The following is a 21814-nucleotide window of genomic DNA, read 5'->3' as shown; positions in this document are numbered from 1 at the left end:
CCCCTATGCTGCCGGTTCCTGCCCCTTCATCTCAACCGGAACACTCGACGGTGCCCCGCCGGCGCCATTGGGCCGATCGGGCGCGACCACCACCCAGCGGTGTGCGGGACGCGCCACGGGCTTGCGTTCGAACCCTTCGAATATTCGGGCGGCCGCGGCCAACGTGGCTGCGGCGAAGAGGTAGCCGAACACCATCAGGACGGTGTTGTTGGCGATGCCTTGCGGGTCGGAGGCGAAGCCGGTGACGATGGCCCAGATCGACACTGCGTAGCTGACAATCCAGGCGATCCACCACTCGAGGATCGGGCGCCGCAGCCGGTTGTAATGCTCTTCGAGGGCAGCCAGCTCGATGACGTAGACCGGAGCCCACAACAGGTTGGCGACCGGCACAATGCAGCCCGCCCACAACGCGCGGGTGGGGCGCGGGTCGGGCATGCCGTAATGCGAGAACACTGCCGCGCGTCGGGCGATCAGCCACTGAATCAACAACACCGCGGACGCGATCCACACCCCGGCCGCCGCGACGCTGGCTAGATAGCCCAGGTAGTCGGCGACGGTTGCCACGATGGAATTCAGCAGGGTCTTGCGATTGATCACGAGCAGGATGTAGCGCAGCACGTACACCAATGCCGCTCCGCCTAGCACCAGCACGCTGATGAACAGCCACAGGCGCAGGGTCGCCGCCGACGGACCTTCCCGCGCTGGGGTAGCGCCCGGGGCGGCAGCCTGCTCGACACGGTCGGCCAACCCCCAGCGCGGGATGACCGTGTAGCGGGGCGTCGGCCCGAGTGGCTGTCGTCCTCGCCGCGCGGGCGGCGCGGCGCCGGGGCGTACCGCGATCCACCGGAACCCGGGCGGCAGCCGTGGCGGTGCCGGCGGGCGCGGGGGTTGTGGCGGTCCGCCGGGCGTACTCCATCGGGGATCGGCGACTGACCCGTCCGCCAGGGGCGCCATCAGCGCGCCGCGGCAGCGGGGGCACCACTCGCGCCGGCGCTCGCGCACGTTCCACCGAGTGCCGCACTTGGAGCACACCTGGATCACCGGGCCAGCCTAGCGCTGCGACGATGCGGCGGGCGGGCACGCACGCCGCTGAGGAGCGGCGCCATCCCCCCCGCGCTGCGACGATGCGGCGGGCGGGCCCGCACGCCGCTGAGGAGCGGCGCCATCCACCCCGCGCTGCGACGATGCGGCGGGCGGGCACGCACGCCCGCGCCCACGGTGACTGCCGCCCGGCGCAGGTGTTACGCACGTCACAGCTACTTTGTCACTATCCACAGTTTCCACAGGTTTATCCACATATCAGCCAGGGGTAGTCAGGCAATCAATCAGCAACTTGCGGTTAACCATGCCCGTATTTGTGGATAACACTGGCGCGTTTTTTGTGCGTCATCGACAGGCCACTACTCGCGGAGCAACGCAGTGCGCCACCTGTTTTCCGAGCGCCAGCCACCATGACCGTGCCCTCGGCGGGGATGGCCCGATCGGCCGCGGTGCGGCATCGCCGTAAATTCGCAGCTCAGCGGATTTGTTTGCGGTCCATTTTCAAACCCCATCACAAGCGGTTATGATCGCCATCACGAAACGTGTTGTGACTCACCTCACTGCTGTGGGTGACTGATTTGCGAAAGGCGATTAATGGCGACGCATTCGTTCGGTCCCGGTGCTCCGGCCCCGTCGAACTCGTATTCCGGATCGCCTGCCTGGAATCACAGTTATAGCGTCGCCGCCCTACGCGCCGGATTGATCGCGCTGGTGCTGCTCGCGGTCCTCGCCCTCATCGTCTTGTCTTGATCATTCGGTCTTGAAACCCCACCGAGCGGGTATCCGGTTTTCCGGCCCGTAGGGGTCGTCCTTGCGGGGCGCGCGGTCATGGAGCAGGGTTGATTACGCTGAGCCTGCCGCGCGGCGGACTCCGCGCGAAGGTGCGTGAAGACGATCATCGAGGAAAGGAAAGCCGTGGCTGAATACACCCTGCCCGATCTGGACTGGGACTACGCAGCGCTGGAACCGCACATCTCCGGGCAGATCAACGAGATCCACCACACCAAGCACCATGCGACGTACGTCAAGGGTTTGAACGACGCCATTGCCAAGCTTGAAGAGGCGCGGGCCAACGACGACCATGCCGCGATCTTCTTGAACGAGAAGAATCTGGCATTCCACCTCGGTGGCCACGTCAACCACTCCATCTGGTGGAAAAACCTGTCCCCGAACGGCGGAGACAAGCCGACCGGAGATCTCGCCGCCGCCATCGACGACGCCTTCGGTTCGTTCGACAAGTTCCGCGCACAGTTCAGCGCCGCCGCCAACGGCTTGCAGGGCTCGGGCTGGGCGGTACTCGGCTACGACACCCTGGGCGACCGACTGCTGACCTTCCAGCTTTACGACCAGCAGGCCAACGTCCCGCTGGGCATCATCCCGCTGCTGCAGGTCGACATGTGGGAGCACGCCTTCTACCTGCAGTACAAGAACGTCAAGGCGGACTACGTCAAGGCGTTCTGGAACGTCGTCAACTGGGCGGACGTGCAGTCGCGGTACCAGGCCGCCACGTCCAAGACCAAGGGCCTGATTTTCGGCTGAGTTCACCTCGAACGGCGGGGGCGTCGTGCGCCTAGGCGCGGCGCCCCTGCCGTTTGTTCGGCCCCGGATTGGGCACTCCGAGAACATGTTCGCGAAGAGCCGTGTCGGGTTGCACGCTACCGAACCCACAGGCATGCTTAATTACTCGAGTTACCAGTGTGGTTAATCGGACGGAGGCGTCGCGCGGAGGTCGAAAATGGAGACTGGTTCTGACCGGCCCATTGGGGTTTCCCCTTTCCATGCTCGTGGTGCACTAAAAGGGTTCGTGATCTCCGGCCGCTGGCCTGACTCGACCAAGGAATGGGCACAGCTGCTGATGGTCGCCGTCCGGGTGGCATCCTTACCCGGATTGCTTTCCACCACAACAGTATTCGGCGCCCGCGAGGAATTACCCGACGAGCCCGAGCCCGACACCGTCGGCCTGGTACTGGCCGAGGGCACCGTGTTCGGTGAATCCGCAATCCAGCCAGGCTATTTCGCCGATCATCAGCCGCCAGCCCTGCTGATGCTGCACCCGCCGTCGGAGACCACACCGTCGTTGCCGGAGTGTAATGGCGCGGCCTCGGGCTGTGTCCTGTTGCCGGGCCTGCCTTATCTCGGCTTAGAGCATCGCGCGGCGTGGGTCGAGGCGGAAGCCGATGGCACTATCACCTCGATGGTGAGCCGCGTCGGGGTCGATCCCATCAGCCATCCCGACACCGCAATTCTGGCCATGCTGCTTGCGGCATAGGGTGATTCGAACATCTTCGTTCGACCGTCGGATCCGAAAATACGGGTCGCCGAACACTGGGCGCAGCATGGCAAGGTCCCGATCCCACCGCTAACCTGGGGTCGTTAGCGAAGGGGAGTAGCCCCGAATCGTCGTGTCGACATACTGGCGAAAGCCCGGCCGGCGAGCCGATCTCCGATCGGCGGGCGAGACCTTCGACCGTGTCCGATGACCACGCTGGTTGTCGACGACGTGTCGAAAGGTCATTGCATGCTCGCCGCGGCGCTGCTGAGCCTTGGAGTCGTCTTTCTCGCCGAACTCGGTGACAGGTCTCAGCTCATCACCATGAGCTACGCGTTGCGATTCCGGTGGTGGGTGGTGCTGTCCGGGGTCGCTATCGCAGCGGGCGTGGCCCATGGCATCTCCGTCACAGTCGGCCACTTCCTGGGTGCCGCACTGCCGGAGCGCCCGATGGCATTCGCCTCCGCGATTGCGTTCCTGATCTTCGCCGTGTGGGCCTGGCGGGAGGGCACCGGCGACGACGGCGAATCGGCAGCCAGCACACCCGAACCTCGCTTCGCGTTGCTGACCGTGGTGTCATCCTTCGCGCTCGCCGAACTAAGCGACAAGACCACGCTGGCGACGGTGACGTTGGCCAGCGAGCATGACTGGCTGGGTGTTTGGGCTGGTAGCACGCTCGGCATGGTCGCCGCCGATGCACTGGCGATCGGTGTGGGGAGGTTGTTGCACCGCCGCCTTCCCCAGCACCTGCTGCGCGCGTCGTCCGGCGCCCTATTCGCGTTGTTCGGCTTGTGGATCCTGTTCGACAGCGCGCTCGGGAAACGCTCGGTGGCCATCGCGGTCACCGCGGCAGTAACACTCGCCGCCGTCACCGTGGCGTCGGCGCAAACACTGCGACGGCGCCGGTCCGAAGCCTCGGTCAGCGGGAGGTCCTCGGAAACCATGTAGCTGGTACGGCGACGACGCCACGCCCCTCCAACCGAGCCGGGCCGCGGCCCCCAGAGAAACCTCCGCGGGCCATCGGGTGCAGCCGCGGCCCTATACCGCAAAGTCCACCCCGTTTGCAGCAAAGCTTTCGTTTTGGCGACATGCGTTGTCGATTGGTTGCGAGAACGTCGCCCGATACCATCGGACGGCCTAGCCCACCGGTTGTGGCACGTCCGAGCGCTAGCGCGCACTAGCGCCCTGTTTTCTGCGGATAACCTGTGAGTTTCGTTCGCATTGTGGACACTGCCGTGATTTAGTTGGAGGCTCTTCCTGTGGGGAAATAGCGAGCGTCCGTGCCTCGTCCAGCGAAGCCGGTCCGGTTTGCACCTGGTTGACGACACCAACACTCGCTACCATGATCAGCAAATACACATAGGTAAACAGTTAACTTCTACAGCCCAGTGGGGGTCATATCGATGAGCACGACATTCGCCGCCCGCCTGAACCGCTTATTCGACACGGTGTATCCACCCGGACGCGGCCCGCACACTTCGGCGGAGGTGATTGCGGCACTGAAAGCGGAAGGCATCACGATGTCGGCTCCCTACCTGTCGCAGCTACGCTCCGGCAACCGCACGAACCCGTCGTCGGCCACGATGGCGGCACTGGCCAACTTCTTCCGAATCAAGCCGGCCTACTTCACCGACGACGAGTACTACGAAAAACTCGACAAAGAGTTGTCCTGGATGGCCAGCCTGCGTGAGGACGGAGTGCGTCAGATCGCGCTGCGTGCGGTTGGCTTGTCGGCGCAAGCCCAGCAGGACATCGTCGAGCGCGTCGACGAGCTGCGCCGGGCCGAACACCTCGACGCCTAGCCAAACGACGTCGGCCCGCCCTGTTGGGTAGCCACCGCCTCGTTCCGATTAGGGTTGGTTCTCGGATCGCGCGCACGCTGCGGCGATAAGCCACGAGATACCGGGAGGCGGCCGGCCATGGGCCTGTTTCGCAAGCGAAAGAGTCGCGCGACGCGGCGTGCCGAGGCCCGGGCGATCAAGGCCCGGGCCAAGCTGGAAGCCAAGCTCAGCGCCAAAAATCAGGCCCGGCGGTTCAAGGACGAACGACGTGCGGCCGAGAAGGCCCTCAAGGCGCAAATCAAATCGCAGCGCGACAGCGACCGGACAGCACTAAAGGTCGCCGAGGCCGAGCTCAAAGCCGCCCGGGAGGGCAAGCTGTTGTCGCCAACCCGGATTCGCCGAGTGCTGACGGTGACGCGGCTGCTGGCCCCCATCCTGGCGCCTATCATCTACCGGGCAGCTATCGCCGCGCGCGGGTTGATCGACCAACGTCGCGCGGACCAACTGGGCGTTCCGCTGGCTCAGATCGGACAGTTCTCCGGGCACGGCGCCCAGCTGTCGGCGCGGATTGCCGGTGCGGAGAAGTCACTGCGGACCGTGCAAGAACGCAAGCCGAAAGACGCCGAGACCAAGCAGTTCGTCGCCGCCATCTCCGAGCGTCTTGCCGACCTGTCGGCGGCCGTCACGGCGGCCGAGCACATGCCCGCGGCGCGCCGCCGAGCCGCGCACTCGGCGATCTCAGCTCAGCTCGACGGCATCGAGGCGGACCTGATGGCTCGCCTCGGCTTGAGCCGAAAGTAGCTGCGAGTATGCCTTTTCCCGTCGCATGCCTAGCACGTGCCCCGATGTGCGTCGCCGCCGCGGCGGCACTCTACATCGGTGCCGTGGGCTTTACCCCGCCAGCGTGGGCGCACGTCCATGCCAGCAGCGACACCGCGACCCGGGGGGCCATGGCGCTGGTGACGTTTGAGGTGCCCAACGAATCAGACCGGGGTGCCGCCACCACGGCCCTGACCGTCCTGCTCCCCGACGTCGCATCCGCGCGCATCGAAGCCATGCCAGGCTGGGCGGCCAAGCTGGACCGCGACGCGTCCGCCGGCACTGTGCGCTCGGTGACCTGGACGGCCGCCCCCAACGGCGGCATCGGCGTTGACCAGTTCGCGTTGTTTCGGATTGCAGTGAAGTTGCCCGACGCCGACACCGTCAGCTTCCCGGCCACCCAGACCTATGCCGACGGCTCGGTGGTGAAGTGGGATCAGCCGCCGCTGCCCGGGGGCGGCGAGCCCGAACATCCCGCACCCATGCTGAGCCTCAGCGCGGGGCCCGCAAACCATCACCATCATTCCGACATGCCAACCGCACACGCCGGCATGGGCACGTCGGGAGACAGCATCGCTCGGATCCTCGGCGGCGCCGCGCTGGCGGTCGCCGCCATCGGCATGGTGCTCGTGCTGATCCGCCGCCGCACATGAGAAAACTCGTCGTCGCCAAGGCGGGCCTGCTACTCGCCGGCATGCTGACGGTCGCGGCGCTGCTGGCACCGGTTGCATCGGCCCATGCCGTCCGGATCTCCACCGACCCCGCCGATGACGCGGTCCTGACGACGGGTCCCGCACGAGTGACCGCGACCTTCAACGAACGGTTAGAGACCACCTTCGCCGTGATGACGGTCGTCGGGCCGGACGGCAACATCTGGTCTAGCGGCGACACCACCGTGCAAGGCGCGATCGTGGGCATGGGGCTGCGACCACTCGGACCGGTAGGCCGCTACACCGTGAACTACCGCGTGACCTCGGCGGACGGCCACGTCGTGTCCGGATCCTGGTCGTTTCGGCTGACCGTCGCTGGTACCGGGACGCCGGGGCCCCGCCCGGCGAATGGGGAAGCCGCCGATGATGGCCCCGTATGGCCGATGGTCGGTCTCGTCGTGCTGATTGTCGCCGCCGGCCTGCTGTGGTTTCGGCGGCGCACGCGCTGACCGGTTGGGTCGAAAAGTCGCCACCACTCGTCCTGGCATGATGGGTTCGAAGTAATTTTTGGTGGCGCTAGGAATGGCCGAGAGAAAGCTGTAAAGGAGCGGCCGCATGGCAGACCCTCAAGATTCACCCAGTCCCGGGCCCGACGGCGCGGTGCCGCCGCCAGCGAAACAGCCCCCCGCCAAGGCCGCCAAGACTCCTGCCAAGAAGACCCCGGCGAAAAAGGCCGCCGCGAAAAAGGCTCCGGCTAAGAAAGCGCCCGCCAAGAAAGTCCCCGCCAAGAAGGCGCCACCGCCCAAGGCGCCCGCCGCCAGCTCCTCCCCCACGCCGCCGCAACCGCCGGAAGCGCCGCGTCACCAGCAGCCCCAGCCCGCCGTCGAGATTACCGCTGCCGCCAAAGATGCTGCCGCGCAGGCGAAATCAACGGTTGACCGCGCTAACGACCCGGTCCCGGCTGACCTCCCCCGGTCGATTGGTGCGCAGTCGGCACTGCCAGTGGCGGTGGCAGTTGCGCTGAGTTTGCTTGCGATCCTGCTGATCCGCCAACTCCGGCGGCACTGATGGGCGTCGCTTTCACCGCCACTGCGGATCTCGTCGATAGCATCGGCGCCGACGTCCGCAGCTGCGATGTTCAGTTCCGCCAGTTCGGCGGGCACACCCGATTCGCCGGGCCGATCAGCACCGTCCGATGCTTTCAGGACAATGCCCTGCTGAAATCCATACTGTCACAACCCAATGAGGGCGGAGTACTGGTGGTAGACGGAGGCGGTTCGTTGCACACCGCGCTGGTCGGCGACCTCATCGCAGAACTCGCCCGCTCCAACGGCTGGGCTGGATTGATCGTCAACGGCGCGGTCCGTGACGCCGCGGCCCTGCGTGGCCTCGACATCGGCATCAAGGCGTTGGGTACCAATCCCCGCAAAAGCACCAAAACCGGTGACGGCGAACGCGATATAGAGATCACCCTCGGTGGAGTGACATTCGTGCCCGGCGAGATCGCCTACAGCGACGACGACGGCATCGTCGTGGTCTAACTCGTGGCTGGTCAAGCCGGGACGCGGACCCGTTTCTTCGAGAACCGCAGGTTCTCGTCGGCGACCTTGCCGCGTCGGATCATGCGCATGTCGAAGAAGTAGTTCTGTTTGAGCCGCCACGGCGCCCGTGATCCCGACTTGGGGAGCAGGTGCATGGATCGCTGGAAGTAACCGGGATTGAAATCCATGAACGGTTGCTCGTCGACGGCGTCGCCTGGATGTTGCGGTTCGACGGTGTCAAAACCGTTGTCGTCCATGTAGTTCAGCAATCGGCAGACGAACTCGGAGACCAGATCGGCCTTTAGCGTCCAAGATGCGTTGGTGTAGCCGAAGGTGATCGCGAAGTTCGGCACCCCGGAGAACATCAGACCCTTGTAGGTCATCAACGAGGTCAGGTCGAAGGGTTCGCCGTTTCGGGTCGGCTGCACCCCGCCGAGCAATTGCATGTTCAAACCCGTTGCGGTGACGATGATGTCGGCTTGCAGCTCCTCGCCGGAGTCGAGCTTGATCCCAGTCTTGGTGAGCCGGTCGATCGTATCGGTGATGACGTCGGCCTTGCCGTGCCGGATGGTCCGGAAGAAATCACCATCGGGCGCTAGGCACAGCCGCTGGTCCCAGACGTTGTATCGGGGCCCGAAATGCTTCTCGACGTCGTAGCCCTCCGGCAGCCGTCGCTTTGCCATTGTCATCAACAAATTTCGCATGTACGCCGGCCGTTTCCGGGCCAGCTGATACTGGAAAGTGCTGAAGGCGATGGCCTTCCAGCGGTTGGCCATGTGGGCAAGACGCTCCGGCAGCAGCCGATTGGTCCGCACGGCGAAGGGGTCGACGCCGGGCAGCGATCCGATGTAGGTCGGCGAGCGCTGCAGCATCGTGACATGGCCGGAGCCCGAATTAACCAGGGCGGGAATCAAAGTGATCGCGGTGGCGCCCGACCCGATCACGATGATCTTCTTGCCCGCATAGTCGAGATCCTCGGGCCAGTGCTGCGGATGGACGATGGTGCCCTCGAACTCGTCGGCGCCAGGGAACGTCGGTGAGTATCCCTCGTCGTAGTTGTAGTAGCCGGTGCACGCGAACAAAAAGGAGCAGGTGATCTCGCGCTGCTGGCCGTCGTGTTCGACGGTGAGGGTCCACAAGTTATCGGCGTCGGACCAATCGGCGGCCACCACACGATGCCGGTAGCGGATGTGTTGATCGATCTTGTTCTCGACGGCGGTTTCCTTGATGTAGGCCTTGATGTCGGCGCCGTCGGCGATCGATTTCGCCGAGTGCCACGGCTTGAACCGGAAGCCCAGGGTGAACATGTCCGAGTCGGATCGGATGCCGGGGTATTTGAACAGGTCCCAGGTGCCGCCCAGATCGTCGCGGCGCTCCAGGATGGCGTAGCTCTTGGACGGGCACCGCTCCTGCAGGTGCCATGCCGCACTCACACCGGAGATGCCGGCGCCCACGATGACGACGTCGAGGTGCTCAGTCATAACGGCCACGCTATCAACAGTGTGTCGAGCTAGTCAACACTCTGTCGAGATTCCCAACGATGTGTAAAGTAGCTGTCGTGACGACTGTCGGCCAAAGCCGTGCCCTGCGCGGACGGCGCGCCCTGCGCCCGTCCGGTGACGATCGCGAGCAGGCCATCCTGGCGACCGCCGAGCGGTTACTCCAAGAGCGGTCTCTCGCCGACATCTCGGTCGATGACCTGGCCAGGGGCGCCGGGCTGTCGCGGCCGACGTTCTACTTCTATTTCAAGTCCAAAGAGGCGGTGCTGTTGTCGCTGCTCGAGCCGGTGATCGCCCGCGCCGACTCCGAGTTCGATGGGGCCATCCAGCGGCTTCCGACCGACCCCCGGCGGGTGTGGCGCAACGGCATCAAGGCGTTTTTCACGGCCTTCAGCACGCACCGCGCGTTGGCCCGCGCCGCGACGGAAGCCCTGGCCACCAACACCGAACTGCGCACCACCTGGCTGGGATTTATGCAGAAATGGATCGACCAGACGGCCGCCATGATCACTGCCGAACGCGAACGCGGCGCCGCGCCGCACACCATCCCGGCCGTGGACCTCGCGACCGCGCTCAACCAGATGAATGAGCGGACGATGATGGCCGCGCTCTCAGCCGAGACGCCGGCGGTCGACGAGGAACGGGTCGTCGATACCCTCGCCCACATCTGGGTCAGCAGCATCTACGGCGACTTGGGCTAGTTGTCGGACCCGCCTGCGAACATAGGTTCGTGCGGTGTGACGCGTCCATCCTGCACGCGGACCTGGACTCGTTCTACGCGTCCGTAGAACAGCGCGACGACCCGACCTTGCGAGGCCGCCCGGTGATTGTCGGCGGTGGGGTCGTGCTAGCCGCCAGCTATGAGGCGAAGGCGTACGGCGTGCGCACGGCGATGGGCGGCCGGCAAGCCCGGCGGCTGTGCCCGGGCGCCATCGTCGTGCCGCCGCGTATGTCGGCGTACTCGCGGGCCAGCGAGGCGGTGTTCGAGGTATTTCGCCAGGCCACTCCAATCGTCGAGGCGCTGTCGGTGGACGAGGCCTTTCTGGACGTCGGCGGCTTGCGGCGGGTGTCGGGTACCCCGGTCCAAATCGCGGAGCGGTTGCGTGCCGATGTGCGCGACCAGGTCCGTTTGCCCATCACCGTCGGAATCGCGCGCACCAAGTTCCTCGCCAAGATCGCCAGCCAGGAAGCCAAACCCGACGGCCTGCTGTTGGTGCCGCCGGATGAGGAGCTCGCTTTTTTGCGACCGCTCCCAGTGCGCCGGCTGTGGGGCGTCGGCGCGGTGACCGCCGCGAAGTTGCACGCGTATGGACTGGCCACGGTCGCCGACATCGCCGACCTCAGCGAGTCGACGTTGGCCTCGCTGCTCGGCGCCGCGATGGGCAAGCAGTTATACGCGCTCTCGCACAATATCGACCGCCGCCGAGTCGACACGGGCGTGCGCCGCCGGTCCGTAGGTGCCCAGCGGGCACTCGGCCGTGCGGGCAACCGCATGTCGCCCAGTGAACTCGACGCGGTGGTAGTCAACCTGATCGACCGGATCACCGGCCGGATGCGGGCCGCCGGGCGCAGCGGGCGCACCGTCGTGCTGCGGCTGCGGTTCGACGATTTCACCCGGGCTACCCGCTCGCACACATTGCCCTGGGCGACGGCGTCGACGCAGCCGATTCTGGCGGCCGCTCGGCAGCTGGTCGCCGCCGCCGTCCCGCTCATCACGCAGCGGGGATTGACCCTGGTGGGGTTTGCGGTGTCGGGTATCGATCGCACCGGCGCCCAACAGCTGATGCTGCCGTTCGATGGCGAGTCGCCCACCGTGGACGCGGCGGTCGATCAGGTACGTCGTCGCTTCGGCAAATCCGCTCTTACTCGTGGGGTGTTAATCGGCCGTGATTCGGGTACAGAAATGCCGCACCTTCCTGACTGACGCTCTACCGCGCTGACACCAATTCGCTTCTAACGCATCATGTTTGGACCTTAAGAGGTCTGTTTGAAGTGCCGTGGAACCCTCGGCGGGGCCCAGCGCGGCTTGTAACCTTGCAAAGTCCCGACCTAGAAAGTGAGTGATCGAACACGATGCCGCCGCCGGAAAAAGCCCGCGTTCGCGCAGCCCTGCTGCTCGGTTACAGCGCGATACTTGCGTTCTCCGCAGGCTTCGTCAACGCCGTCGCTTTGCTGATCCTCGCATTGCCGGTCGGTAACCTCACCGCGATCACCACCCAGCTGGGCATGAACACGGCCAACCCTTGGCTCTACGAAGGCCATGTCCTGCTCGCGATCCTGTGCGGCTTCCTGGCGGGCGCGACGCTGGCCGGGGCCGTACTGGCACCCACCGACAAGCTGGCCGGCCGCCGTCATGCCGTGGTGCTGTTCACGGAGGCGGCGCTCCTCGTGCTCGCCGCCGCCGGCGTCGAAGAGACCTTCGTCAAGGCGCAGATCGCGTCGCTCGGAATCGAGCAGACCGCGGTCCAGGCGATGTTCGCCGCCGCGGCTCTCGGCCTGCAGAACGCGCTGACCTCGAGTTTCCGCGACATGTCGGTCCGAACCACACACTTCACCGGGACCATCACCGATCTCGGTCTGATGCTCGGCCGCAGCCGCGAACACGGAATCCATCCGTGGAAGGCCGCGATTCTGGTAACCACATTGCTGCTGTTCCTCTGTGGCGGTATCGCCGGGATCGTGTTCGGCGCACACTTCGGCGGATACGCCCTGCTCATTCCCGCCGCGACATGCACGGCGGTGGCCGCGGCCAACGTGCTTCACAGCCGAATCCGCAGCCGCCAACCGGTTCCCGAAACAGCCGAACCGGTACCCGCCTGACCTCAGTTGGACGCGGTCCACTCCAGCAGTTTGGCCGCCGGCCAGGTGTTGACGATCCGGTCGATCGGCACACCGGCATCGAGTGCGCGCTGGGCGCCATAGCCTAGGAAGTCCAATTGGCCCGGCGCGTGTGCGTCCGTGTCGATGCTGAAGACGCAGCCGATTTCCAGTGCCAAATTCAGCAGCCGGGTCGGCGGGTCACGCCGCTCGGGACGGGAGTTGATTTCGACCGCGGTGCCGTGCTCGCGGCAGGCGGTGAAGACCGCTTCGGCGTCGAACTGCGATTCTGGCCGGATGCCACGGTTTCCGGCGACCAGCCGGCCCGTGCAATGCCCGAGCACATCGGTGTGGCCGTTGGAGACAGCGCGCACCATCCGGCGAGTCATCGCCGACGAATCCATCGACAGCTTGGAGTGCACGCTGGCGACGACGACGTCGAGGCGTTCCAGCAGTTCGGGTTCCTGGTCCAGGTTGCCGTCCTCGAGAATGTCCACCTCAATGCCGGACAGAATACGCATGGGGGCGAAGTCGTCGCGCAGTCTGTCGATGACGTCGAGCTGTTTGCGCAACCGCTCCGGTGACAGGCCGTTGGCGATCGTCAGCCGCGGCGAGTGATCCGTCAACGCGCAGTACTCATGGCCCAGCTCCGCCGCGGTGGCCATCATCTCTTCGATCGGTGCCGACCCGTCCGACCAATTGGAGTGCAGATGCAGATCGCCACGCAGCGCGGCGCGCACTTCGCCGCCGCCGAGATCGCCTGCGGCGTCCCGTAATTCGATCAGTGCGTCGGGTACGTGGCCGGCCCAGGCCTGGGCGATGACCTTCGCCGTCTTGGGCCCGATGCCCGGCAACGTCTGCCAGCTGTTGGCTTGACCGTGCCGTTCACGCTCCGCTTCGTCCAGCCCTTCGACGATGTCGGCGGCGTTGCGGTAAGCCATGACGCGCTTGGGGTCGTGGCGGCTCCGGTCTTTGTAGTAGGCGATTTGCCGCAGGGCGGTTGCCGGGTCCATGACTCCAGTGTGCCGCGGGTGACTGCAAGCGCGGCGGAGCCGAGCGCCGCAGGTCACCGCCAAACCACCCCCGCTGACTGCAAGCGCGGCGCAGCCGAGCGCCGCAGGTCACCGCCAAACCACCCCCGCTGACTGCAAGCGCGGCGCAGCCGAGCGCCGCAGGTCACCGCCAAACCACCCCCGCTGACTGCAAGCGCGGCGCAGCCGAGCGCCGCAGGTCACCGCCAAACCAAACCCGCGATGAAGCCCGCGAAAATGACCGCGAGCAACAGCGTCGCGAACGAGTAGAGCAACGCGGACCGGTGGGCGATGTCGACATAGGGGTGGGCGCGATGCTCCTGCGACGTCATGATCTGCCGGTATTTCCAGACCCCGAGAAGGAGCGCGAGCAAAAAGATCAACCCGGCCGCGAGGAGGGTGACTTTGGTGTCGAGTCCGAGGGAGTAACTCATCGCGGGCCTGAGTTTAGTTGCGCTTCATAAAGGTCGACTAACGTCGATCCCATGCGATTCGCCTTCAAGACTTCCCCGCAAAACACCACCTGGGCGGACATGCTCGCCGTGTGGCAGGCCGCCGACGACATCGACCTTTTCGAGTCCGGTTGGACTTTCGACCACTTTTATCCGATTTTCTCCGACAGCACCGGGCCGTGCTTGGAAGGTTGGACGACGCTGACCGCACTGGCTCAGGCCACCAAGCGGTTACGGCTGGGCACCCTGGTCACCGGCATCCACTACCGCCACCCCGCGGTCCTGGCCAACATGGCCGCCGCGCTCGACGTCATCTCCAACGGGCGGCTCGAGCTGGGCATCGGTGCCGGCTGGAACGAGGAGGAGTCGGGTGCCTACGGCATCGAGCTGGGCAGCATCCGGGAACGTTTCGATCGGTTCGAGGAAGCCTGCGAGGTGCTGATCAGCCTGCTCAGCCAGAACACCACCAACTTCGACGGCAAGTACTACCAACTCAAGGACGCGCGCAACGAGCCCAAGGGCCCGCAACGTCCGCACCCGCCGATCTGCATTGGTGGCAGCGGGGAGAAGCGCACGCTGCCGCTCACCGCCCGGTACGCCCAGCACTGGAATTTCGCCGGCGGGACGCCCGAGGAGTTCGCCCGCAAACGCGACGTGCTGGCGGCACGGTGTGCGGACATCGGCCGCGACCCGAAGGAGATCACCATGTCCGCGCACGTCCGGCTGGGTGAGGATCTCGACTACCAGCAGGCCATCGAGACGGCCGGCGCGCTCGGCGCCGAGGGCCTGGATCTGAGCATCATCTACCTGCCGCCGCCGCACACCCCCGCCGTGTTGGAGCCGTTGGCTGAGGCAATCCGTGATTCAGGGTTGTACACCGGTTGATGCGATCGGCCTTGCTGACGGTGGGGTTGTTGGTGCTACTGTGCACACTCCGCCGCAACTAGCAAATTCGGCGCGGCCCGCCAATGGACTGCTTCGGTAGCTAGGCGCCGAAAAGCAGCATTTCCTCCGCAGTGATCAGACGCTCCCGCTTGGCGGGGAACTCACGGCTCTTGACCGGGTGACGAAGCCAAGACCAGGCCATTCGCCCCACCCGCGAACGAGGTACTGGATTCACATGCACAGTGATCACTCCTGCGGTCGATCTTTTCTACCGCGACTCCGCTGTGACGAAGCACACAATGGCCCATTAGACACCCGTCATCCGGCAAACTGTCGCAGGCTCGCCGATCAAATCCCGGCGTGTTTCAGGAGTGACTGCTGTGACTACTGAAGCGGTGCGGCCGTCGGCTTGATCGGCGCCGGAAGGGCGGTTGACCCCATCAAATACCGGTCCACGCCCGCGGCGGCGGCCCGTCCCTCGGCGATCGCCCAGACGATCAAGGACTGACCCCGACCCATGTCGCCGGCAACGAAAACGCCGGGCACCGACGTCTCATAGTCAGCGCCGCGTGCGACGTTGCCCCGCTCGGTGAGCTTCACGTCGAGATCGGTGAGCAGGCCCTCTTTTTCCGGCCCCACAAACCCCATCGCCAACAACACCAGGTCGGTCTCGAGTTCGAAATCGGAACCGTCCACCTTGACGAACTTGCCGTCCTGCATCGTTACTTCGTGCGCCTTGAGCGCGGTCACGTGCCCGTCGGTGCCGACGAACTCCTCGGTGTTGACCGAGAAGACCCGTTCGCCGCCTTCCTCGTGCGCCGAGGAGACCCGGTACATCAGCGGGTAGGTCGGCCATGGCGTGGACTCGGCGCGCGCCTCCGGTGGCCGCGGCATGATCTCGAACTGATGGATCAACGACGCGCCTTGCCGGTGTGCGGTGCCCAGGCAGTCGGCTCCGGTGTCACCACCGCCGATGATGACGACCTTCTTGTCCTTGGCGGTAATCGGCGGCTGCCCGTCGGGGCCCAGCATCGCGCCTTCCAGGTCACCCGATGCTACGCGGTTACCCCAGGGCAGGTACTCCATCGCCAGGTGGATGCCGTCCAGTTCCCGGCCCGGGATCGACAGGTCACGCGACGCGGTGGCGCCGCCCGCCAGGACCACCGCATCGAAGTCGGCGAGCAACTGTTCGGCGGTGATGTCGACCCCGACGTTGACGCCGGCCCGGAACTCGGTTCCCTCCGCGCGCATCTGGTCGAGGCGACGGTCCAGGACACGCTTTTCCATCTTGAATTCCGGAATGCCGTAGCGCAGCAGCCCGCCGATGCGGTCGGCGCGCTCGAAGACGGTAACCCTGTGTCCCGCGCGGGTGAGCTGTTGGGCCGCGGCCAACCCGGCCGGGCCAGAACCGATCACCGCGACGGTCTTTCCGGTCAGCTTGGTCGGCGGCTTTGGCTCCACGAAGCCTTCCTCGAAGGCGTGGTCGATGATCTCCAACTCGATCTGCTTGATGGTGACCGGATCCTGGTTGATCCCCAGCACACATGCCGGCTCACAGGGTGCCGGACACAGCCGCCCGGTGAAGTCCGGGAAGTTGTTGGTGGCGTGCAACCGCTCGATGGCGTCGCGCCACCGACCCCTGCGCACCAAATCGTTCCATTCCGGGATCAGGTTGCCCAACGGACAACCGTTGTGACAGAACGGGATACCGCAGTCCATGCAACGCGAGGCCTGCTCGCGTAACGTGTCATCGTTGAAGTCCTGGTAGACCTCTTTCCAGTCCTTCAAGCGCAGCGGGACCGGTCGCCGTTGCGGCAACTCCCGATGCGTGAACTTCAAAAAGCCGGTTGGATCAGCCATGCGCTGCCGCCATGATCGCTTTGTCGACGTCGATGCCGTCGCGTTCCGCGTGGGCGATCGCCTCCAGCACCTTCTTGTAGTCGCGCGGCATCACCTTGACGAAGTGCCGCTGCTGACTGTGCCAGTCGGCCAGAACCCGCTGGCCGACCGCGGAATCGGTGGCATCGACGTGTGCCTGGATGATGCCGCGCAGGAACTCGACATCGTCGGCATCAAGCGCCTCGAGGTCCACCATCTCGGTGTTCAGATTCTGTGACAGTTGCTCGTTGGGGTCATAGACGTAGGCCACACCGCCGGACATGCCGGCCGCGAAGTTACGTCCGGTGTGCCCGAGGATCACCACCCGGCCTCCGGTCATGTACTCGCAACCGTGATCGCCGACGCCCTCAACCACGGCATGGGCACCGGAGTTGCGGACCGCGAACCGCTCGCCGACCACGCCGCGCAAGAAAGCCTCCCCACTAGTAGCACCGAACAGGATCACGTTGCCGCCGATGATGTTTTCTTCGGCCACGTAGTCCTGCGGCGCGTTGTCGGACGGGCGGACCACGATGCGGCCGCCCGACAAGCCCTTGCCGACGTAGTCGTTGGCGTCGCCATACACCCGCAAGGTGATGCCCTTGGGCACGAAGGCGCCGAAGCTGTTGCCTGCGGACCCGTCAAAGGTGATGTCGATTGTTCCGTCCGGTAGGCCTTGCCCACCGTAGGCCTTCGTCAACTCGTGGCCGAGCATGGTGCCCACCGTGCGGTTCACGTTGCTGATCGTGGTGGAGAACCGGACCGGCTTGCCGGAATCCAATGCCTCCCTGCTCATCACGATCAACTGCTGATCCAGCGCTTTGTCCAGGCCATGGTCCTGGCGTGAACTGCAGTACAGGTCCTGGTTCATGAACGCGGACTCTGGCTCGTGCAGCACCGGAGCGAGATCCAGTTTGTGCGCCTTCCAGTGCGCCCGCGCGAGCGTAGTGTCCAGCGAGCCCACCTGGCCCACAGCTTCGTTGAACGTCCGGAAACCCAACTGCGCCATGTACTCCCGGACCTCTTCGGCGATGAACATGAAGAAGTTCTCGACGAACTCCGGCCTGCCGGTGAAACGCTCACGCAGCACGGGGTTCTGGGTGGCCACACCAACGGGGCAGGTGTCGAGGTGGCATACCCGCATCATGATGCAGCCAGCGACCACCAATGGCGCGGTGGCGAAACCGAATTCCTCGGCGCCCAGCAGCGCGCCGATCATCACGTCGCGGCCGGTCTTGAGTTGCCCGTCCACCTGGACCACGATGCGGTCGCGTAACCCGTTGAGCAGCAAGGTCTGCTGCGTCTCGGCCAGGCCCAACTCCCAGGGAGCGCCGGCGTGCTTCTGCGACGTCAGCGGGGTCGCGCCGGTTCCGCCGTCGTGACCGGAGATCAGCACCACGTCGGCGTGCGCCTTGGACACACCGGCCGCGACCGTGCCGACCCCGTTCTCCGAAACCAGCTTCACGTGAACCCGCGCCTGCGGGTTGGCGTTCTTCAGATCGTGAATCAGCTGTGCCAGATCCTCGATCGAGTAGATGTCGTGGTGCGGCGGCGGCGAGATGAGACCGACACCGGGTGTCGAGTGCCGGACCTCTGCCACCCAGGGGTACACCTTGTGCCCCGGAAGTTGGCCGCCCTCACCGGGTTTGGCGCCCTGGGCCATCTTGATCTGGATGTCGGTGCAGTTGGTCAGGTAGTGCGACGTGACGCCGAACCGTGCCGAAGCGACCTGTTTGATCGCGCTGCGACGCCAGTCGCCGTTGGGGTCAGGCTCGAAACGCTTGACGTCCTCGCCGCCCTCACCGCTGTTGGACCGGCCGCCCAGCCGGTTCATCGCGATGGCGAGCGTCTCGTGCGCCTCGGCGGAGATCGAGCCGTAGCTCATCGCACCGGTGGAGAAGCGTTTGACGATTTCGCTCGCCGGCTCCACCTCATCCAGCGGAACCGGTGGGCGGATATCCCCGCGGAACTTGAGCAGCCCGCGCAGCGAGGCCATCCGCTCGCTCTGGTCGTCGACCAGGCGGGTGTACTCCTTAAAGATCTTGTACTGCCCGGTGCGGGTGGCGTGCTGCAGCTTGAACACCGTCTCCGGATTGAACAGGTGGTACTCACCTTCCCGGCGCCACTGGTAGTCCCCACCGACTTCGAGTTCGCGGTGCGCGCGCTCATCCGGCCGATCCAGGTAGGCCAGCCGGTGCCGGGCCGCCACGTCGGCGGCGACGTCGTCCAAGGTGATGCCGCCCGTCGGGCAGGCCAGCCCGGTGAAGTACTCGTCGAGCACGTCCTCCGAGATTCCGACGGCCTGGAAGAGTTGGGCACCGGTGTAGGACGCCAGCGTCGAAATGCCCATCTTGGACATGACTTTCAGCACGCCCTTGCCGGCGGCCTTGACGTAGTTGTTCAGCGCCTTGTCGCGGTCGATTCCGTCGATCACGCCGCGGTCGAGCATGTCCTCGATCGACTCGAAGGCCAGGTACGGGTTGACTGCGGCCGCACCGCAACCGATCAGCATCGCCATGTGATGCACCTCGCGGGCATCGCCCGACTCGACGACCAGGCCGACGTGCGTGCGGGTCCGATCGCGGACCAGATGGTGGTGCACGCCGGCGACGGCCAGCAGCGACGGAATCGGCGCCATCTGCTCGTTGGAGTCGCGGTCGGAAAGAATGATCACCCGGGCGCCGTCGGCAATCGCGGCGGACGCCTGCGCGCGCACGTCTTCCAGCGCGGCTGCCAGCCCGGCGCCACCGTCGGCGACCGGGTACAGACAGCGAATTACCTTGGAGCGCATGCTATGTGGACGCCCGTTGACTTCATCGTCGGGGTTTAAGTTGACCAGTTTGGCCAGCTCGTGGTTCCGCAGAATCGGCTGCCGCAGCACGATTTGATGGCACGAAAACTCGTCCGGGCTGAGCAGGTCGCGCTCCCCGCCGGTGGTGCCCTGCAGGCTGGTCACCACCTCTTCGCGGATGGCGTCCAGCGGCGGGTTGGTCACCTGGGCGAAGAGCTGGTGGAAGTAGTCGTAAAGCATCCGGGGACGCTGCGAGAGCACCGCAACAGGAGTGTCGGTCCCCATCGACCCGATCGGCTCGGCGCCGGTGCGGACCATGGGAGCCACCAGCAGGTTGAGCTCCTCATAGGTGTACCCAAAAGCCAACTGCCGCATAACAAGTCGATCATGAGCCATCCGGATGTACTCACCCTGCGGCAGCGACTCCAGCGGTACGAGGTTGCGGTCGAGCCACTCCTGGTAGGGATGCTCGGCCGCCAGTTCAGCCTTGATTTCCTCGTCAGCGACGATGCGACCCTGGGTGGTGTCCACCAGGAACATCCGGCCGGGCTGCAGCCGCATGCGCTGCACCACCGTCGAGGGGTCCAGATCCAAGACGCCGGCCTCCGACGCCATCACCACCAAACCGTCCTTGGTAACCCAAATACGCGACGGGCGAAGGCCATTACGGTCGAGCACGGCGCCGACGATGGTGCCGTCGGTGAACGTCATCGACGCCGGGCCGTCCCACGGCTCCATCAGCGATGCGTGGTACTCGTAGAACGCGCGCCGGGCCGGGTCCATCGACTCGTTGCGCTCCCAGGCCTCGGGAATCATCATCAACACGGCGTGCGGCAGGCTGCGACCACCCAGATGCAGCAGTTCCAGCGCCTCGTCGAAGCGGGCGGTGTCCGAAGCGCCCGGGGTGCAGATCGGGAACAACTTCTCCAGATCGTCGACGGATCCGAAGACGTCGGTCTTTATTAGCGCCTCGCGGGCGCGCATCCAGTTCTCGTTCCCGGTGACGGTGTTGATCTCACCGTTGTGGGCGATGCGACGGAACGGATGCGCCAGCGGCCACGACGGGAAGGTGTTGGTGGAGAAGCGGGAGTGCACGATGCCCAGCGCGCTGGTCATCCGATCGTCTTGCAAGTCAAGGTAAAACGCCTTGAGCTGCGGGGTGGTCAGCATGCCCTTGTAGACCATGGTCTGGCCGGACAAGCTCGGGAAGTAGACAGTCTCGCGGCCCGGCCCATCCTGACCGGGGCCCTTGGTCCCGAGCTCGTGCTCGGCGCGCTTGCGCACGACATAGCAGCGGCGCTCCAGCTGCATGTCGGAGGCACCCGCAATGAAGATCTGCCGGAACGTGGGCATGGCATCACGCGACAGCGCACCCAACGAGGAATCGTCGGTGGGGACATTGCGCCAACCCAGGACCGTCAGTCCCTCGGCTTCGGCGATCTTCTCCACCGCGGCGCACGCGGCGGCGGCATCCTTGGACGACTGCGGCAAGAACGCGATCCCGGTGGCGTAGCTGCCCGGTGCTGGAAGTTCGAAGTCGACGACCTCGCGCAGGAACGCGTCGGGGACCTGAATCAGGATGCCCGCGCCGTCACCGCTGCGCGGCTCGGCTCCCTGGGCGCCACGGTGTTCGAGGTTGACCAGCGCGGTGATCGCCTTGTCGACGATGTCGCGGCTGCGGCGGCCGTGCATATCGACGACCATGGCTACCCCGCACGAATCGTGCTCGTACGCGGGGTTGTACAACCCAACGCGCTCGGGCGTCATATGCACCTGCCTCTTCACCAGAACTTGCTGCGCGGCCGTTTGCGGCCATTTTCGGTGGCTCCGACGAGGCCGCACCCGGAGGTTGCGGGCCGGCCCCTTCGGTCTTGTCGATAGGCTGTCTCCCAGGCGGAAAAATGATCCGATATGGGAATCGTCCGTGCGGCGCTGAACGGTGGCGTGTACCCGGTCTCGACAAGTCGTAAAACGATATGACAAAAACCGCCTGACATGCCAACTTCTGCAAGTGTAGCCCGGGAGCTAGCGGCGACGTAAATTCGCTGCCGGCGGTTGGCGATGACCCGCGCAAATGCGCTTCAGCTGCCCGTCGGCCCACCCACGACGGCGCGGACCAGCGCGGGCGGGCCGCTTCGATGTCCGCCCCGTCGGGTTTGCTGTGACGCGCACCGTACCCGGCGACCCGGATGGCCGCGATCACACGCCGCGGACGCCCACACACTTCGGCACAGGGACCGGGACCGGGACCAGGACAGCGCGCGGCAGGCACCGCGTCCGCACCGCCCGTGACCGGTACGGCGGATGTGCCGGACCCGGCGCTGGCACTGGGTCAGGGCCTGCGCAGTTTGCGCGATACT

The 21814-nt window shown here is 65.5% G+C and carries 19 protein-coding genes and 1 pseudogene; 14 read left to right on the top strand and 6 right to left on the bottom strand.

What is annotated here, in order from left to right; translation table 11 throughout:
* Positions 1 to 3: 3 nt before the first annotated feature.
* On the bottom strand, positions 4 to 1041 hold the full coding sequence (locus tag G6N33_RS12690) for a DUF4328 domain-containing protein (protein ID WP_101528150.1): 1038 nt from the start codon (positions 1039 to 1041) through the stop codon (positions 4 to 6).
* Positions 1042 to 1635: 594 nt separating this feature from the next.
* Between G6N33_RS12690 and G6N33_RS27070 the strand changes: the two genes are divergently transcribed.
* The 10 genes from G6N33_RS27070 (at position 1636) to rraA (ending at position 8101) form a co-directional block, all read left to right on the top strand.
* Positions 1636 to 1791 (top strand): hypothetical protein, encoded by a 156-nt coding sequence (locus G6N33_RS27070; protein ID WP_170310406.1) that lies wholly within the window; start codon positions 1636 to 1638, stop codon positions 1789 to 1791.
* A gap of 165 nt (positions 1792 to 1956) precedes the next feature.
* Positions 1957 to 2580, top strand: a complete 624-nt coding sequence (locus tag G6N33_RS12685) for a superoxide dismutase (RefSeq protein WP_044512563.1) — start codon at positions 1957 to 1959, stop codon at positions 2578 to 2580.
* A gap of 196 nt (positions 2581 to 2776) precedes the next feature.
* Entirely contained in the window at positions 2777 to 3310 is a 534-nt protein-coding gene (locus G6N33_RS12680) for a hypothetical protein (protein WP_044509045.1), read from the top strand.
* Between the two features lie 249 nt (positions 3311 to 3559).
* Positions 3560 to 4258: a TMEM165/GDT1 family protein gene (locus tag G6N33_RS12675; RefSeq protein ID WP_044512564.1), complete on the top strand. Its 699-nt coding sequence runs from the start codon at positions 3560 to 3562 to the stop codon at positions 4256 to 4258.
* Between the two features lie 455 nt (positions 4259 to 4713).
* Entirely contained in the window at positions 4714 to 5112 is a 399-nt protein-coding gene (locus G6N33_RS12670) for a secretion protein EspR (protein WP_044509046.1), read from the top strand.
* Between the two features lie 117 nt (positions 5113 to 5229).
* Positions 5230 to 5892, top strand: coding sequence for a DUF6474 family protein (locus G6N33_RS12665; RefSeq protein ID WP_044509047.1), 663 nt, complete (start codon positions 5230 to 5232; stop codon positions 5890 to 5892).
* A gap of 8 nt (positions 5893 to 5900) precedes the next feature.
* On the top strand, positions 5901 to 6563 hold the full coding sequence (locus tag G6N33_RS12660) for a YcnI family copper-binding membrane protein (protein ID WP_044509048.1): 663 nt from the start codon (positions 5901 to 5903) through the stop codon (positions 6561 to 6563).
* Complete coding sequence (locus G6N33_RS12655) at positions 6560 to 7069, top strand: copper resistance CopC family protein (protein WP_044509049.1); 510 nt, start codon at positions 6560 to 6562, stop codon at positions 7067 to 7069. Before G6N33_RS12660 ends, G6N33_RS12655 begins: the two co-directional genes overlap by 4 nt.
* 106 nt (positions 7070 to 7175) lie before the next feature.
* Complete coding sequence (locus G6N33_RS12650) at positions 7176 to 7628, top strand: Rv3852 family protein (protein WP_044509050.1); 453 nt, start codon at positions 7176 to 7178, stop codon at positions 7626 to 7628.
* On the top strand, positions 7628 to 8101 hold the full coding sequence (gene rraA / locus G6N33_RS12645; RefSeq protein WP_044509051.1) for a ribonuclease E activity regulator RraA: 474 nt from the start codon (positions 7628 to 7630) through the stop codon (positions 8099 to 8101). The genes G6N33_RS12650 and rraA overlap by 1 nt, the downstream gene beginning before the upstream one ends.
* An 11-nt stretch (positions 8102 to 8112) precedes the next feature.
* On the opposite strand, the gene G6N33_RS12640 is transcribed toward rraA, so the two are convergent.
* Positions 8113 to 9582: a flavin-containing monooxygenase gene (locus G6N33_RS12640; protein WP_044509052.1), complete on the bottom strand. Its 1470-nt coding sequence runs from the start codon at positions 9580 to 9582 to the stop codon at positions 8113 to 8115.
* Between the two features lie 77 nt (positions 9583 to 9659).
* Here G6N33_RS12640 and G6N33_RS12635 point away from each other — a divergent pair, with 77 nt between their 5' ends.
* The 3 genes from G6N33_RS12635 (at position 9660) to G6N33_RS12625 (ending at position 12420) form a co-directional block, all read left to right on the top strand.
* Positions 9660 to 10301: a TetR/AcrR family transcriptional regulator gene (locus tag G6N33_RS12635; RefSeq protein ID WP_044509053.1), complete on the top strand. Its 642-nt coding sequence runs from the start codon at positions 9660 to 9662 to the stop codon at positions 10299 to 10301.
* 29 nt (positions 10302 to 10330) lie between these two features.
* Positions 10331 to 11524 (top strand): DNA polymerase IV, encoded by a 1194-nt coding sequence (dinB, locus tag G6N33_RS12630; protein ID WP_044509054.1) that lies wholly within the window; start codon positions 10331 to 10333, stop codon positions 11522 to 11524.
* Positions 11525 to 11673: 149 nt separating this feature from the next.
* Positions 11674 to 12420, top strand: a complete 747-nt coding sequence (locus G6N33_RS12625; protein ID WP_044509055.1) for a YoaK family protein — start codon at positions 11674 to 11676, stop codon at positions 12418 to 12420.
* Between the two features lie 2 nt (positions 12421 to 12422).
* Here G6N33_RS12625 and G6N33_RS12620 read toward each other — a convergent pair whose 3' ends face one another.
* Positions 12423 to 13430 (bottom strand): PHP domain-containing protein, encoded by a 1008-nt coding sequence (locus G6N33_RS12620; RefSeq protein WP_101528151.1) that lies wholly within the window; start codon positions 13428 to 13430, stop codon positions 12423 to 12425.
* Between the two features lie 224 nt (positions 13431 to 13654).
* Positions 13655 to 13882: pseudogene (locus tag G6N33_RS12615) on the bottom strand (hypothetical protein); the annotation flags it as partial.
* Between the two features lie 51 nt (positions 13883 to 13933).
* Here G6N33_RS12615 and G6N33_RS12610 point away from each other — a divergent pair.
* Positions 13934 to 14785: an LLM class F420-dependent oxidoreductase gene (locus tag G6N33_RS12610; RefSeq protein ID WP_044509057.1), complete on the top strand. Its 852-nt coding sequence runs from the start codon at positions 13934 to 13936 to the stop codon at positions 14783 to 14785.
* Positions 14786 to 15169: 384 nt separating this feature from the next.
* Here the strand turns inward: G6N33_RS12610 and G6N33_RS12605 are convergent, their stop codons facing one another.
* On the bottom strand, positions 15170 to 16645 hold the full coding sequence (locus tag G6N33_RS12605; protein WP_044509058.1) for a glutamate synthase subunit beta: 1476 nt from the start codon (positions 16643 to 16645) through the stop codon (positions 15170 to 15172).
* Positions 16638 to 21221 (bottom strand): glutamate synthase large subunit, encoded by a 4584-nt coding sequence (gene gltB / locus G6N33_RS12600; RefSeq protein ID WP_044509059.1) that lies wholly within the window; start codon positions 21219 to 21221, stop codon positions 16638 to 16640. Before gltB ends, G6N33_RS12605 begins: the two co-directional genes overlap by 8 nt.
* Positions 21222 to 21814: the final 593 nt, after the last annotated feature.

The organism is Mycobacterium simiae, from assembly GCF_010727605.1.
GTDB classification, from domain to species: Bacteria; Actinomycetota; Actinomycetes; order Mycobacteriales; family Mycobacteriaceae; genus Mycobacterium; species Mycobacterium simiae.
The sequence above is the reverse complement of the archived record's forward strand: the minus strand, read 5'-3'. Positions and strand labels throughout refer to the sequence as shown.